Source organism: Microbacterium sp. P2_F9 (assembly GCF_056403635.1).
In genome coordinates, this window is the sequence record NZ_JBFUFC010000391.1 from 1 (window position 1) to 1,420 (window position 1,420).

The window sequence follows — 1,420 nt, forward strand, 5'->3', positions numbered from 1 at the left end:
GGCCGTCGTCGCGGCCAAACGGCTGCGACCGTTCCTCGTCACCTCTCACCCGCACTGGCCGCTCGGACTTCCGGAATGGACAGCGGACTGGGTCGCCCTCGGCCTGCGCGACGAAACCGCCGACCTGGTGTCGGTGTGGCGGCGCGGTCCGTCGGGCGCCGTCGCTCTGGCCTTCGCGCACCTGATCGGTCGTGAGATCACTGTCACGACCGAGTTCCCCGCACACCTTCCCGCCTGGCAGACCGAATGGGATGCCGCGACGGGAACCCTGACCGTGCACGCGGACGATGCACCCATCGCCGCGCGTACCCTCCGCCTCGCCACCAGCCCCATCGGCCCGGCGTGGGCGGCCCCAACCCAGCAATCAGAATGAACACACCAAGAAGGAGCAATTCAATGAAGAAAGCACTTGTGGGGCTCGCCATCGCCGGCGTGACCGCTCTCGCGCTCAGCGGCTGCAGCGACCCCAGCGCGGGAAGTGGCGGCGACAGCGCAGCGCCCGCGGACTGGCCCGCCCAGGACGCGAGCCTGAAGGGCACGACTCTGACGATCTGGGCCGCGCAGAACTCGAACAAGATCCCCGACAGCGTCGTGGCCGGGTTCGAGAAGCTGACCGGGGCGACCGTCGACGTCGTCACCATCCCCGACCCGTACGAGCAGAGCGTGCAGACGAAGGTCGCCTCGGGCGACAAGCCCGACCTCGCGTTCTGGCAGCCCACCGCCTCGATGCTGACGGCACTGAACGCGTCGACCAACCTGCAGTCGCTGGATGGCGCGCCGTTCATCGACAGCTACCAGTCCGGTCTGCGTGACATCACCGGCATTCTCGATGACACCCGCTACGCCGCGCTCATCACGACCCCCGCGGTGGAGGGCGTCTACTACAACAAGGAGGTCTTCGAGGCGGCCGGGATCACCGATCTGCCCGCGAACTGGGACGAGTTCGTCCAGGTCGCACGCGACCTCAAGGCCGCAGGCGTCACCCCGTTCTTCGACTTCGGCGGCGGAACGCCCTGGGCGACCCAGTGGTGGGTGCAGGTCCAGCTCGCGGATGCCGCGAAGGACGGCTTGTGGGATCGGGTCAACGCGAACGAGGAGAAGTTCACCGACCCCACGATCCAGGGTGCGATCGACACCTACGACAGCCTCATCAAGGAGGGTCTGTTCAACGAGAACCTGAAGACGGCGACGTTCGAAGACCAGGGCGCGGCCATTCTCGCCGGCGACGCGGCGATGGCGGTTCAGGTCAACTCGTTCTTCGGCCAGCTGCAGTCGCTTGCCGACACCGCCGAACTGGACGAGAAGATCGGCTTCTTCCCGATCTCACCGAGCGGCAACGTCGGCACGTTCATCCCGGATCAGTCCAACGCCCTCGTCGCCTTCAAGACGGGCGACGCCACGCGTGAGGCCGGGGCGCGGC

Annotated in this window: 1 protein-coding gene and 1 pseudogene; both read left to right on the forward strand. The window is 67.5% G+C overall.

All coding sequences use genetic code 11. The annotated features are described in order from the left end of the window. Window positions 1-373: pseudogene (locus AC1DVT_RS20260) on the forward strand (hypothetical protein); the annotation flags it as partial. 23 nt (window positions 374-396) lie between these two features. Beyond that, window positions 397-1,420 (forward strand): ABC transporter substrate-binding protein (locus tag AC1DVT_RS20265; RefSeq protein ID WP_477391198.1); only part of this gene is annotated, 1,024 nt, incomplete at its 3' end.